The 13,838-nt window shown below is 38.3% G+C and carries 9 protein-coding genes; 8 read left to right on the top strand and 1 reads right to left on the bottom strand.

Annotated elements, in window-relative coordinates; translation table 11 throughout:
* Nucleotides 1-57 precede the first annotated feature (57 nt).
* The 7 genes from DI076_RS09690 to DI076_RS09660 are packed head-to-tail and all read left to right on the top strand — an operon-like array spanning nt 58 to nt 10,566.
* Nucleotides 58-1,350, top strand: a complete 1,293-nt coding sequence (locus DI076_RS09690; RefSeq protein WP_245918359.1) for a hypothetical protein — start codon at nt 58-60, stop codon at nt 1,348-1,350.
* Nucleotides 1,347-2,510, top strand: a complete 1,164-nt coding sequence (locus tag DI076_RS09685; protein WP_108959716.1) for a S1 RNA-binding domain-containing protein — start codon at nt 1,347-1,349, stop codon at nt 2,508-2,510. The genes DI076_RS09690 and DI076_RS09685 overlap by 4 nt, the downstream gene beginning before the upstream one ends.
* 4 nt (nt 2,511-2,514) lie before the next feature.
* Nucleotides 2,515-2,982 carry a tRNA (cytidine(34)-2'-O)-methyltransferase gene (locus DI076_RS09680; protein ID WP_108959715.1) on the top strand — a complete coding sequence of 156 codons (468 nt, stop codon included), beginning with the start codon at nt 2,515-2,517 and terminating at the stop codon, nt 2,980-2,982.
* Nucleotides 2,983-3,030: 48 nt separating this feature from the next.
* Nucleotides 3,031-3,699 (top strand): ATP-binding protein, encoded by a 669-nt coding sequence (locus DI076_RS09675; protein ID WP_108959714.1) that lies wholly within the window; start codon nt 3,031-3,033, stop codon nt 3,697-3,699.
* Nucleotides 3,700-3,705: 6 nt separating this feature from the next.
* Nucleotides 3,706-5,700 (top strand): excinuclease ABC subunit UvrB, encoded by a 1,995-nt coding sequence (uvrB, locus tag DI076_RS09670; RefSeq protein ID WP_108959713.1) that lies wholly within the window; start codon nt 3,706-3,708, stop codon nt 5,698-5,700.
* A 13-nt stretch (nt 5,701-5,713) separates the two neighbouring features.
* Nucleotides 5,714-8,086, top strand: a complete 2,373-nt coding sequence (gene lon / locus DI076_RS09665) for an endopeptidase La (protein WP_108959712.1) — start codon at nt 5,714-5,716, stop codon at nt 8,084-8,086.
* Nucleotides 8,083-10,566, top strand: a complete 2,484-nt coding sequence (locus DI076_RS09660; RefSeq protein ID WP_108959711.1) for a transglycosylase domain-containing protein — start codon at nt 8,083-8,085, stop codon at nt 10,564-10,566. Before lon ends, DI076_RS09660 begins: the two co-directional genes overlap by 4 nt.
* Here DI076_RS09660 and DI076_RS09655 read toward each other — a convergent pair.
* Nucleotides 10,523-11,947 carry an ABC transporter substrate-binding protein gene (locus DI076_RS09655; protein WP_108959710.1) on the bottom strand — a complete coding sequence of 475 codons (1,425 nt, stop codon included), beginning with the start codon at nt 11,945-11,947 and terminating at the stop codon, nt 10,523-10,525. The two genes, DI076_RS09660 and DI076_RS09655, sit on opposite strands and share 44 nt — an antisense overlap.
* 2 nt (nt 11,948-11,949) lie before the next feature.
* On the opposite strand from DI076_RS09655, the gene DI076_RS09650 reads away from it, so the two are divergent.
* Complete coding sequence (locus DI076_RS09650) at nt 11,950-13,833, top strand: ABC transporter ATP-binding protein (protein ID WP_108959709.1); 1,884 nt, start codon at nt 11,950-11,952, stop codon at nt 13,831-13,833.
* The last annotated feature ends 5 nt before the right edge of the window (nt 13,834-13,838 follow it).

Raw genomic sequence — 13,838 nt, 5'->3', positions numbered from 1 at the left:
CTCACCTTATTCCTATCGGCCATTGCCCCCTCGATTCTTTTGTCGCAATCATTGAAAATGAAATCTGTTCGGATCTGGGACAGTGAAAAAGCCAATTTTTCTGGATTTGTGAATGTTGATGTGGCGCAGGGTAAAATCGTTTCCATCCAACAGGCAAAAGAAATTCCGAACCCTGAGTTTGTTCTGCCAGGGTTTTGTGATGCTTCGGTCACCATCGGGGCAAATGCAGTTGGGGGCAAAACATCCAGGTCAGAACTTTCCAAAGTCCTGCTTGGGTATTTATCTGCTGGATTTAGCCATATTGAATCCGTTGCGGATCCTAATTTGGCACCACTACTAAAGGAAATGGCAAAGTCAAAATGGAATGGCCCCATCCTATCCCAATCGCAAAAACCAATATTGTATCCAGAACTAAACGCTGGTGATGGTGCCATTTACCAATCTGGTTTAAGAGGGGCAGTTGACCCAAAACGAAATAGGCACTTCCCCATTTTTCTGAAGGAAATGGACAACCGCGGGTTTTCGCAGACAGAACTTTTTTCCAAACGAAAGGAATTGGAAGAAAATGGACACTTGGCTCTAGCTTATACCTTCGCTGATAAAACCAGTTGGGAAGATGCCTTGGATACAGGATTTTCTGTCTTATTCCATCCGATGCCAGAAGGAACCAATTTGTTCCGAGCTCAGAAACGAAACTTTTTATGGGCACCTATGTTTGGCATTTTGTACCTCCAGGAATTAAAAAAGAACCCAGAGGTTTGGAAAGAAGAACAATCCCAATGGGCTAAACTCAATTCCCATTATGCGAAGTATTGGAAAGAGTCACTTGTTCCCGAAGAGGAAAATTCTGATTCGTTTCCAAGCGTTCCTTTTTCTGTGTTTGCATCCCAGTTCCGATTGGAAAAGGAAACACACTCCAATTTACTGTTTGCGAGTGGAGCCGGCCACTGGGGTTTATTCCCTGGCCAAGCTGCCATTGTGGAAGTTCGGCTTTGGGAATCCTTACTCCAATCAGATGCAAAAAAAGAAGAAAGGCCAAACGAAATAACCTCAAATATTTGGGACTTACTTTTTGGACGGAAAACGTACTCAATTCTCTCCATCCCAAAAGATGAGGAAAGCCTACCCATCATACGGCGTCGTATCATCCAAACTCTGACAGAAAGAACCTGCCAATACCTAGGTGCTGACCATGGAGGCAAACTCCGAGTGGGAGGACCTGCCCATTTTTCGATCCTAACGGAAAATCCTCTGAAACGTGCCTCAGGAATATTTCCAATTGAATCCATGGTATTGGGAGGAAAATTGGTATATACCTCCAAACCCGCCAAGGAAGGAACCGCAAAATGAAAGGCCCATCCTCAGAATTTGACCGTTTATTAGAAGAAAGTTTTAAAAAAAGACAATCCATTGAACCTGGCTCACGCCATGAAGCGAAAGTAACAGCTGTTAAGAATGATTATGTATTCATTAGAACCATTGACAATAAGGTCATTGGTAATATCTCTACAGAAGAATGGAGAGAAGAAGTTCTACCAAACATTGGTGATACTCTTCTCGTATATTTTTTAAAAGAAAATTCTGGTGATTTTTATTTCACGACTTGTCTCTCGCAAGACAACCTAACAGAAGAAAATTTAGAACTCGCAAATCAATTTGAAATCCCAGTTCTTGGCCAACTATTATTGGAAGGGAATGGTGGATGGGATGTGAAACTCGGTAGTTACACTGCTTTTGTTCCGTTTAGCCAATTGGATGTTTCACTCAAAGGTAAAAATATTTCTGGTAAACGGATTAAGTTTATTATCTCGGAACTTGGGAAAAAACAATCCAAAATCCTACTTTCTCAAAAGAAAATTGCTGATAAAGAAAGAGAAACCAAGAAACAATTGTTACGTGATGAATTGAAGATAGGAATGTTTGTGTCCTGCACTGTCAAAAGTATTCATAAGTTTGGACTCATTGTGGACATGGATGGACTTGACGCCTTAGTTCCACAATCCGAAGCAACATACAAAAAAAGTCCAGACCTCACAACTGAGTTTCGAGTAGGAGAAACACTCCGTGCAAAAATTCTAACTTTGGATTGGTCTACGAATAAAATCTCCCTCAGTGTAAAAGACTTTTTGTCAGATCCTTGGTCTGGCAAACTTCCGTTTAAAGAATCTGATATCATTTCAGGTACTGTAGAATCCATCAAACCATTCGGACTTTTTGTACGCTTGGGAGAAGATTTTTCTGGTCTTGTTCCCAACAAAGAAACGGGAATCCCACAAAGAACTCCATTGAACACAATCTTCCAACCTGGCCAAAAACTAGAAGTGTTTGTATTGGAAATCAATCCTGAAAAAAGGCAAATTGCTTTATCAATCTCCAAAGCTTCGGAAGCAAAAGACAGAATGGAATACCAAGAGTATCTTTCTAAAGATGAGTCTAATCCTTCGGTTTCCAGTTTTGGCCTTGCTTTAAAAAAATCATTGGAAAACCAAAACCAAAAAAAGAAGAAGTAGTTCCTTGGAAGTTGCATTGTATCGGCCAGAAATTCCACCTAACACTGGCAACATCGCCCGTTTGTGTGTCAATGCGGGGGTTCCTCTGTCCATTGTGGGTGAGCCAGCCTTTGATCTTTCTGAAAAGGCAGTGAGGAGGGCGGGACTCGACTATTGGAAGGACTTGGATTTGACTCAGTTTCCTTCCTTTGAAGAATTCCAAAGGACAAAACAAAGGGAAGGGAAACGAATTTTCTTAGTATCTAAGTTTGGGAAAAAAACTTATTGGGATGTTTCATTCTCCTCGCAGGATGTGTTTTTATTTGGTCGTGAGACCTCTGGGCTTCCAGAAGAAATACACAAAGGTCACCCTTCTGACCAAATCATTTCGATTCCTATGGCAGAAACGAGTCGTTCGATCAATTTATCCAATGCTGTTGCCATCATCCTTTATGAAGCACTGCGCCAAGAAAAAACAAGGACTAATCCCTAAGGTATAAAACAATTTACAGTTCCTCCGTTCCCATTGAAATGGGAATATATGCCGTTCCCTCTCTCCAGAACCGAGTTAGAGAAAGAAATCAAAACTTTGTTCTCCAATGGACTTTCGGGGAATGTGAACGATTTTACCTCTTGGGTGTTTATGGAAACCCAGAGAAAATTCAAAGATGTACCAAACGTAACTTTGGAAACTGTCACCACTGTGATGAATGAGTTTGTCAAAGAAGGACTCATCACCACAAACCCCATTGACCCGCGAGAGTATTACATTACAGACGAGTCTCCCATCATCCGAAAGATGGGAACATCAGAATCTTTTGTGATCCTTGGAGCACTTCACTATAACCCCATGCAGTATGTGCGAGCTAGACTTGCCTACTTTCTCAAACGGAATGGAATTGATGAAGAGTTACGGATGGATCTTTGTATCGCCACCGTAGAAGCCGTTGAAAATGCCGCCAAGTATGGTGATGGTGGTGGTGTGGAAGTTACCTTCCAAATCGATAAACAAAAAGTGTTTACGATTGAAATGATCAATACTGTAAAAGATTTTAATTTAGAAGATGATATCCAAAGAGGTAAATTTTCTTCCACTGCAACACTAATGCGTGGTATGATGGTCATGCAAAAACTTTTTGATTCAGTGGACTTAGAGATCACTGATAACAGAAAACAAGCTATCCTAAAAGCAACTCGTAAACTAACATAGGTTCCTATGGCAAATTTCAAAATGGTTTCTCCTTTCAAAGCTGCCGGAGACCAAGTGAAAGCAATTGAAAATATTGCGAAGTCATTCGGTGAAGGTAAAAATAAAATCACCCTTGTGGGTGTCACTGGTTCAGGGAAAACCTTTACGATGGCTGAGGTCATCACACGTGTCAAAAAACCTACACTGATATTATCTCATAACAAAACCTTGGCGGCACAATTATTTCGTGAGTTTAAGGAATTTTTTCCTGAAAATGCCGTAGAGTATTTTGTATCTTATTACGATTATTACCAACCTGAAGCTTACGTGCCATCATCGGATACATTTATCGAAAAAGATATGTCGATGAATGAAGAGATCGATAAACTCAGGTTACGTGCGACGTCTAGTCTTTTAGAGCGCGATGATGTCATCATCGTCAGTTCCGTTTCTTGTATTTATGGTTTGGGTTCTCCTGAAGATTATATGAACTCGGTTGTCATGTTACATGTGGGTGATAAAATCGATCGTGACCAAATCATTCGTAAGTTTTTACACATCCAATATGCACGTAATGATATTGATTTTAGTCGTGGGAATTTCCGAGTTCGCGGAGATACGATTGAAATTATGCCATCCTATCAAGAAGAGGGAATTCGCATCGAACTCTTTGGTGATGAAATTGATGGACTTTCCAAAATTGATCCACTCACAGGAAAGGTCAAAACCAAACTAGACCGAGTGGTTGTTTACCCTGCAAAACACTTCATCACTTCAGGCCCAAAAATTAAAGATGCCATTGAAAAAATCAAAGAGGAGATGGCGGCCCAAAAAGAGTATTTTTTAAAACAAGGAAAACACTTAGAAGCCGAACGGATCGAATCTCGCACAAACTATGATATGGAAATGTTACTTGAACTTGGTTATTGTAGTGGGATCGAAAACTATTCGAGGCATTTGACAGGACGTTCGGAAGGGGAAAGACCTGCATGTTTACTCGATTATTTTCCTGGAAAAGATTTTTTACTCATCATTGACGAGTCACACGTAACACTTCCGCAAATTGGTGGTATGTATGCAGGTGATAGGTCCAGAAAACAAACGTTAGTGGAGTTTGGCTTTCGCCTTCCAAGTGCCCTTGACAATCGACCACTTAACTTTGTGGAATTTGAATCCATGACACCGAGGACTTTGTATGTGTCTGCCACTCCCGATACAAACGAACTCGAGAAAAGTGAAGCAGTTTTTGAACAGATCATTCGCCCAACGGGTCTTCTTGACCCAATTGTGGAAGTAAGGCCAACCACCAATCAAATTGAAGATTTACTCAATGAAATTCGTTTGCGAATTGAGCAAAAAGAAAGAATCCTTATCACCACTTTGACAAAAAAAATGTCAGAAGATTTAACTGACTATTACAAAGAAGTGGGTCTAAAGATCGCCTACTTACATTCAGAAATTGATACAATCGAACGAACGGAAATCATCCGAGATTTACGAAAAGGTGTTTATGATTGTATAGTCGGGATCAATTTACTCCGAGAAGGTTTGGATATTCCCGAAGTGTCACTTGTTGCCATCCTTGATGCCGATAAAGAAGGGTTTTTGCGAAATTACAAATCTTTGATTCAGACCATTGGTCGTGCTGCAAGGAACGTAAATGGAAAGGCAATTTTGTATGCGGATCGAATGACTGATTCCATTAAAAAAGCAATCAGTGAAACCGAGAGACGTAGATTGATCCAAAAGTCGCATAACCAAAAGATGGGGATCACTCCACAAACCATCCAAAAGGAAATTCATGATATCCTTCCACGAGAGATGGCGGAAGAAGATAGCAAAGAAGAAGCCTTAAAAGATTTAGAAAAAGAATTTACATTGAAGAAATACAAAACCAAAGACAAGTTACGTGAAGCATTAAAACGAGAGATGTTACGTTATGCTCAAGATTTGGATTTTGAAAAAGCTGCTATGTTTCGTGACAAAATGTTAGCACTCGGCCCAGATAAAATCGAATCATAAGGAAGGATACGGATTGGAAACAAATGAATTTTGGGAAAACCCAACCAAATTGGCAAGACTAGAAGATACTTTACCGAAACAGATCTTTTTACTTCCGATCAAAGTACGACCTGTTTTCCCTGGTATCATTACACCTCTTATCGTTCCTCCGGGTAGGTTCATTCAGTCCATTGAAGAGTCTTCCAAAGGTGCTGGATTCTTAGGTCTTATCTTGCTAAAGGAAGATGAATCTGAACTTCCATCTGAAGATAATATTTTCCAAATCGGTGTTGTTGCTAGGATTTTAAAAAAAATCAACTTACCAGACGGTGGGATGAATATTTTGGTGAATACGATCCAACGTTTTAAAATCAATTCGATTCATACCAAAGAACCAATGTTAATTGCCAATGTGAGTTACCCAGAAGAAGAATTGGGTACAAGTAAAAATAACATCAAGGCATTAATGCGAACATTACTGATTTTGACTAAAGAACTCGCACAAAACAATCCTTTATTCACAGAAGATATGAAGTTAACCATGATGAATGTGAATGAACCAGCCAAGATGGCTGATTTTGTTTGTTCCATTCTCAATTTAGAAAAAGAGGAATACCAATCTGTCATTGAAGCCATCCCAATCAATGATCGACTCGAAAAAGTATTACTTTTTTTGAAAAAGGAAATCGAGTTAGTCGTTTTACAGAAAAAAATCCAAGAACAAATCAATGATAAAATTGATAACCAACAAAGACAATTTTTCCTACGAGAACAACTGAAGGCTATACAACAAGAGTTAGGTGTTGGTGAGGACAAAACTGAACAAAAATATGATAAACTTCTCGCTCGTTTGAAATCAATTCCTGTTGCGGAAGAGATTATAGTCGAAGTGGAAAGAGAGATTGATAAATTCAAAAATTCAGATCCTATTTCAAGTGATTACAATGTCATTCGGAATTATTTGGATTTGGTGGATAGCCTTCCTTGGGAAAAACCAGTGGTAAAAGATATCAACTTACTCCATGCCAAAAAAGTTTTAAACCGTGACCATCATAAGTTAGAAGATGTAAAAGAAAGGATTTTAGAATTCTTAGCGGTTCACAAATTAAATCCCAAAAGTAAAGGTTCTATTCTTTGTTTAGTAGGACCTCCTGGCGTTGGAAAAACTTCAATTGCAAAATCCATTGCAGAAGCACTCGGTCGAAAGTTTTACCGTTTTTCTGTGGGTGGTGTGAGAGATGAGGCAGAGATCAAAGGCCATAGGAGAACCTATATTGGTGCGATGCCGGGTAAACTCATCAATGCACTGAAGATCACCAAAGAAAGAGATACAGTCATTTTACTCGATGAGATTGATAAGATGTCACAAGGTTACCAAGGAGACCCACAAGCGGCTCTTCTTGAGGTTCTTGACCCAGAACAAAATTTTAATTTTAGAGACCATTACTTAGATCTTCCGTTTGATTTGTCGGATGTACTTTTTATTGCCACTGCCAATACCTTTGAACCCATCCCAAGAGTTTTACTCGATCGTATGGAAGTGATCCAACTTTCTGGTTATATCACAGAAGAAAAGGTACAAATCTTTCAGAAGTATTTGTGGAGTAAAATCTTTATCAAAAATGGATTAAATCCAGATTTGTTTTCTATGAAAAAGGAAACAGTGAGCCATCTCATCAACTCCTATTCGAGAGAATCGGGCCTACGTGGACTTGAAAAAACTTTCGATAAATTGGTTCGTAAACTTGCCCTAAAACAAGTGTTAAAGGAAAAGTATTCCAAAGAAATCCGTGAAAAAGATTTGGTCGAATATTTAGGACCTCCTCCTTTTGTTGATGACCGTATGACAATTCCAAAAGTTCCAGGAACGGCTCTTGGCCTTGCTTGGACGAATGCAGGTGGATCAACACTACTCATTGAAGCTGTCCTCATTCCTGGTAAAGGTGGTTTGACTCTCACTGGACAAATGGGAAAAATGATGGAAGAGTCCGCTAACATTGCTTTGTCATTTGTGAAAAATTATTTGAATAACGATGCCTTGTTTGAGAAAAAAGCAATCCACTTACACGTACCAGATGGTGCAACTCCCAAAGATGGTCCAAGTGCTGGGATCACAATGGCAACAGCCATATTATCTCTTGTCTCAAATCGTATCATAAACCCAGGTTTTGGTATGACAGGTGAGTTAACGTTAACTGGTGAAGTATTGGCAATTGGTGGATTACGCGAAAAAATTGTAGCCGCCAAACGAGTTGGAATTAAGAAAATCATCTTTCCAAAAGATAATGAAAAAGCATTCCAAGAAATCCCTGATTACGTGAAAAGGGGTGTTACCTTCTATCCTGTCACTCGATTTGAAGAAGTGGAATCATTGGTTTTTCCTAAAACAAAGAGTAAGAAAAAATGAACTATAAAAATAATTCCTTTTATTTGATTTTAGAAGTATTGTATGGTCATCTAATCGATATTTTGCGATTGTTATGGAAGAAAAAAAACCAAGTTTTGACAATTGGATTCCTTGTTGGAGTTTTTCTTAGTTTTTTCTTCTTAGCTGGTGCATACGTCGTTTGGTCTGGCGAAGAAACAAGGGTACATAAATCATTAGAGAAATACAGATCTGAAGTATCCAATTTTTATGATAGTTTCCAACCTAAGTCCGTAAAAATTCTAGATCGAAGTGGAAAAGTGATGGGTGAATTTTATCGTCGTAATTTTCGCCCGATTCGAACTGATAATTTGAGAAAACATAATGTGATCGTTTGGGCAGTACTTTCCTCTGAAGATAGAGAATTTTTTTCCCATTCCGGTATTAATTACACAGCAATATTACGTGCTGTTGTTACAAACTTAGTCCAATTTAGGTTGTCGCAAGGTGGATCCACCATCTCACAGCAGTTAGCAAAATTAACTCTCAATCTGGGAAAACGGAATTTATTCAATAAGCTTACTGAATTATATTGTACATTTTATATCGAAAGCCAATATTCGAAGGAAGAAATATTGGCAATGTATCTGAACCAAATTTTTTTGGGAGAAGGGAATACTGGCGTGGAAGAGGCGGCCAGATATTATTTTCGAAAACCTGCATCGGAACTTAGTCCTGAAGAGGCGGCACTTCTAGTGGGGATCATTCCTGCACCAAGTGTATATAACCCAGTTCGGAATTTAGGAATTGCACTTTCTCGCCAAAAACGAGTGTTATATGACATGGCGCGAAATCCAGAACTTCATCCTTCGCAAAAAGATATCCCTGTAAAGTTTTCTGACTCTATTGAAGTCAATTTAAAACGATTTCGAACTATTTATAAAGTGAAAGAATCGAAAGATGAAGATGGGAATCCAAAGTATTCAAGCGAAATTGGGAAATACGGAGCGGATAAAGACTTTCGTGTTAATTTAGCTCCAGATTTTAATGCTGAGATCAGAAGGTTTATTCTCGAAAAGTTTTCCAATGAGGATTTGGAAGAAAGAGGACTTCTTGTTTATACTACTTTAGATTTAGAAAAACAAAGGTTTGCAGAAGAAGCATTAAGAATTGGAGTTGATTCAGTTCGAGCAGATCTCTCCAAACAAGAGTTAGAGTATCAAAGTAAAGGTAAGGCTGATTTAGCGGAAGTTACAAGAGGAATTTTACCACAACTCAGTGGATCGATGATCTCTTTAGATCCAGAAACAGGAGATGTAGAAGCACTTGTGGGAGGGTATAAAATTTCCAATGTGTTTCGTTTTAATCGTGCCGAAGAAGCAAAACGTCAACCTGGATCTACAATCAAAGCTTTGGTATATGCATTGGCCTTTGAAAAACGAATCGTAAATCCATCCTCAAAAATCAAAGATGAGAAATTAGATATTTCAGGTTATTCACCAAAAAACTGGTATAAAGGTTATAAAGGTGAGATAACTGTTCGCCAAGCTTTAGCACAATCAGTCAATACTGTCTCTGTCAAATTATTACATGAAGTTGGGATTTCGTATTTCATTCAAAAATTAAGTGCGATTTTATCGATTCCAGAAGAGGAAGCAGAACAAAGATTCCAACGGAATCTTTCACTGGCCCTTGGTTCCGGGGAACTGAGTCCAATGGAATTATCAACCATTTATGCTACGCTCATGAATGGCGGGAGACGAGTCACTCCTAGAAAAATTATCAAAATCACAGATATGGATGGGAACGAGTTTTATAATACGATCCCCAATGAAGCCGCAGAACAGATATTAGATCCAGTTGCTTGTGCAATGGCGATCAACACGTTACAGTCAGTACTCACAGAAGAAGGAACGATGACCCTTAAACGCAAAGAAGGGGAACCATTTTTGTATGCAGGGAAAACAGGGACAGTCCAATCTCCTAAACTCAAATCATCGAAATGGAAAGGTATGAAAGGGGTTAGAGACGTTTGGTTCGCGGGTCTTACTCCAAGAAATGTAACAGTTGTTTGGGTGGGCCATGATGAAGGTGCACCTTTTCCTGGCTCCGGTTCTGGAGTATCTGGTGGAATCTGGTATCGATACATTCAAAATGTGAAAACCAAATTAGGAATGGGAAACCAACTCATTCCAAGTTTTGTTGGTGATTTCGTGAAGGTGGATGTTTGTGCTGATGATGGCACACTCATTGAAAATAATCCCGAGTATATTTGTAAAGTGCCTCTGTATGCTCAGTATTATTATATAGGCGATTTACCTCCCAAACGTATCGGATTTAACAAATCGGAACCACAACCAAATTCTATTTCACAGCCAAATAATTTGGAAGAGGATGATTTTGAGATTTCAACTTATAATGCAGATGGATCAAAAACACAACCAGCAGCAGTTGATTCAGTTGAATTGGAGCCTCCTCTTATAGATAATCGGCGAGTTCGTTATAACGAAGAAAATCCTTAGAGACTAAGTAATTTTCTTGGATCGACCATAAAAAGATCCAAGGTTTTTCCTGTGTGACAATTTCGATCACTTGTTTGGCATCAGAAAGGTTTCGATTTGGTTTGTTTAAAATCGTACCAACCATTTGATTTTGATAAAAGGACCTATTCCCTCCATTCCCAATTTTATATGGATGGAAAACGGGGTCTAAAAAATTCCAAACAGAGTCATAGTCTGAATACCAAGTAAGTAGCGTTAGGTCACCTTTACCTTCTCCATTTTCCTTATACAACGGTGCTTTTTCCATTGGCTTTAGTTTAATATTTAATCCAATTTCGGCTAATGCTTGTCTAATGGCTCTACCTTTTGTTTGGTTTTCATCATCTCCTCTCATTCGAAAGTCGATTTCTTTCGTTAAAATATTAGGATAACACTTTGACTGTTTAAGTTCAGAAATTGCCTTCTCTTTGTTATAAGTGATATCGTTTTGCTTCAGATGGAGATTTAGTTTTTCTAAATAGGGAATTGGGATCGGACCATAAGTTAAGTCTGCATGGTTTTCCAACAATTTTTTGATGATCACTTCTCTGGGAATACTTAAGTTTAATGCGGTGCGGAAGTGAATGTCAAAACATGGGTTTGATTGATTGATGGTTACATACTGTACGGATCTTCCTTTTTTTGTCAGAGTGAATTGAGAAGTGGCTTCAGGGATAGAGAGTAAAAAATCTGATAGTTTGAATGCATCTAGTTTTGATTTGCGATATAAAAATAAGGAAGTAGTGGATTGTGGTAAAATGAGAAAACGGATGGACTCAGGAAGGTTGTTTGTTTTCTTTTTTTGTAAAACTAAACTGATAAATTCATTTTTTTTCCATTCAATGAGTTTGTAATCTCCATAAGTTTTTAACTGATTTTGTTCCCATTCTTTTTTCCCAATGATGGATGCAAATGGTAAGCTGAACTTCTCTTTCCATTCTGAATCGGTAGTTCCTTTTTGGAATCGAAACTCTAATTGCGATGGGGAAACGATATGAACCGATTTGAGAAAACGGTAATCTTCTTTTCTTGGATAGGATTCTTGGATTAACCTAGTGAAACTAAAGTGGATGTCTTCAATGGGAGGGGCCGTTGTTCGTAACTGAACCACCAGGATTCCCTCTGTGGGACTCACATGTTTTTGGGTTTTCTGGATCCAAGGGGAAACATAAGCATTTTGTTCTGCCTTAAAAAGTCCCTGGTGGAGGAACCTAGCTAACTTTTGGCATGTTAAATCCGTACAAAACAAAGGATCCAATTGGGCTGGATCCGAAGGTAAGGCGATTTGGATGGCAAACTCCTGTTTGTCTTTTCCACAAAAAGTGAGGGACAAGAGAAAGAAAACGAGGGATAAGGTTCTCATACGTGAAGATTTACCGAAAACTTTGGCCATATTTGGCAAAATACAAATACAGACTCAGCCTTGGAGTTTTTCTGTCTATATTTGTTTCTATTTTTAACGGGGCTTCTCTCACTTCACTCATTCCCATCTTTGATTCCTTAGGTTCTGGAGAAAATTATAAATTCCAAATTGCTCTTACAAAAAAAGACCAATCACTTTTAGGTGAATACAAAAATCCAGATCGTTTACAGGGGTTAACCTATTGGGAATGGCAATTTGCAAATTTAAAGGAAAAAACAAATTCCGAACTTGCAGAGAAAAAACCTGATGATTTGGTTTATCTCTTTTGTCTGATTATCCTTCCTATCTACTTTTTGAAATTATTATGCCTTGCCGGCACTGTATACTTTGTTAACTCAGCAGGATTACTTGCTGTCAAAGACCTAAGACAAGCACTTTACAAAAAACTCCAAATGTTACCCCTCAATGAATTTTATAGAGAAAAAACTGGAGTACTGATGAGTCGTGTGATCAACGATGTTGACATTGTTGGCAAAGTTGTATCAAACGATCTAAAAGATGCAATTAACGATTTTTTTTATATCATCACACATTTAATCATTTTACTTGTGTTAAGTTGGAAATTGTTTTTTTTGCTTTTTATTGTGATCCCACTCATTGTAGGACCTGTTAGTACTTTTGCAGACCGAATTCGAAGGACAACGAAAAACCAACAGGAACAATTATCGGAACTGAATGGTGACTTACAAGAAGTGATTTCGGGAATACGTGTGATTCGTGCTTTTTCAATGGAAGATAAGGAAGCTGAAAGATTTTTTAAAGTTAATCAAAACTTATCAGACAAAACATTTAAAACTCATTTTTATCATCAAATTGGTCCCGCCTTAACCGAGTTATCTGGTTCTGTAGTAACGATGGTGTTTTTAGGTATTGGAGCATATTTATTGGAAGACGCAAGTTTTTCCAAAGGTATGTTCATAGCATTTTTTCTAACTTTGATTTTTCTAATGCGTCCACTCAAACAGATGAGTATTTTAGTAAACTTGATTCAAGCATCAGTGATTGCAAGTGATCGAGTTTTTGAAATATTGGGACGTGAGGTTGACATCAAAGAACCAACTTCCCCAAAACCGTTGGGGAGTTTGAGTCATGCCATTACTTATAAAAACGTTACTTATCTTTATCCAAATACAGATTTATACGCCTTAAAAAATATCAATCTGACATTACCAAAAGGAGGAACGATTGCGATTGTTGGTTCTTCTGGAGCAGGTAAATCTACATTAGTCGATTTATTACCAAGGTTGATTGATCCCACTGAAGGTGGTATCTATTGGGATGATGTAAATGCCAAAGATATAAGTTTGGATAATTTACGCAAAAGAATCGGTGTTGTTTCCCAAAATATTTTTTTATTTAATGGATCCATCCGTGAAAACATTGCCTATGGAAAACCTGATGCGACGGAAGAAGAAATCAGAAGAGCAGCAGAGGATGCATTTGCTTCTGAATTCATAGAATCTTTTGAAGAAGGATACGATACAATCGTTGGTGAAAGGGGTGTTATGTTGTCTGGAGGTCAAAGGCAAAGGATATCGATTGCACGAACCTTACTCGCCAATCCAGAAGTGTTGATCTTAGATGAAGCGACATCCGCATTGGATACAGAATCAGAAAGATTAATCCAACAAGCATTTGTTCGATTGTATGAAAACAAGACAGTAATCATAATAGCTCACCGTTTATCCACAGTAAAAATTGCTGATACAATTTATTATTTAGAAAATGGCGAAATTGTAGAGAGTGGTAGTCACACAGAACTTTTGCAAATTCCAAATTCAAAATACAAACGTTTGTATGACATGCAATTCTCTAACTCAAATTAGGTGGA

It is taken from the genome of Leptospira ellinghausenii, from assembly GCF_003114815.1.
Classification (GTDB): domain Bacteria; phylum Spirochaetota; class Leptospiria; order Leptospirales; family Leptospiraceae; genus Leptospira_A; species Leptospira_A ellinghausenii.
Note: the sequence above shows the minus strand (reverse complement) of the source record. Positions and strands in the feature narration are given on the sequence as shown.

What these genes read in the sequence shown, in the direction of transcription:
- DI076_RS09690 (WP_245918359.1), top strand. Translation starts at nt 58, where the DNA reads ATGAAATCTGTTCGGATCTGGGACAGTGAAAAAGCCAATTTTTCTGGA.
- DI076_RS09655 (WP_108959710.1), bottom strand. Translation starts at nt 11,947, where the DNA reads ATGAGAACCTTATCCCTCGTTTTCTTTCTCTTGTCCCTCACTTTTTGT.
- DI076_RS09660 (WP_108959711.1), top strand. Translation starts at nt 8,083, where the DNA reads ATGAACTATAAAAATAATTCCTTTTATTTGATTTTAGAAGTATTGTAT.
- DI076_RS09675 (WP_108959714.1), top strand. Translation starts at nt 3,031, where the DNA reads ATGCCGTTCCCTCTCTCCAGAACCGAGTTAGAGAAAGAAATCAAAACT.
- uvrB (WP_108959713.1), top strand. Translation starts at nt 3,706, where the DNA reads ATGGCAAATTTCAAAATGGTTTCTCCTTTCAAAGCTGCCGGAGACCAA.
- DI076_RS09685 (WP_108959716.1), top strand. Translation starts at nt 1,347, where the DNA reads ATGAAAGGCCCATCCTCAGAATTTGACCGTTTATTAGAAGAAAGTTTT.